The following is a 236-nucleotide window of genomic DNA, read 5'->3' on the forward strand; positions in this document are numbered from 1 at the left end:
ATCCACCGCGCCCACACCGCGGAACACAAAATAAAGCGGACGCACACCCTCCCGCGAGCAAAGCCTTGCCGGGCGCAGCAGGGCCTTGTCCCCCGGTACCGGGATCGAGGCCACCGGCCGGCTGCCATCTTCCCGGTGGGAAACCAGCATCACGCCCCGTCCCCTGCCCCGCAGCCGCAGCGTGATGCGCCGCTCCTGGCCGGTGAAGGCAAAGGACAAAAAGCCCGCACTGCTGC

The 236-nt window shown here is 68.6% G+C and carries 1 protein-coding gene; it reads right to left on the bottom strand.

What is annotated here, in order from left to right:
* Window positions 1–236, bottom strand: a 236-nt coding sequence (locus H5993_RS09375; protein ID WP_204777128.1) for a hypothetical protein, incomplete at both ends; no start/stop codon positions are given.

The organism is Limosilactobacillus alvi (assembly GCF_016900115.1).
GTDB lineage: Bacteria > Bacillota > Bacilli > Lactobacillales > Lactobacillaceae > Limosilactobacillus > Limosilactobacillus alvi.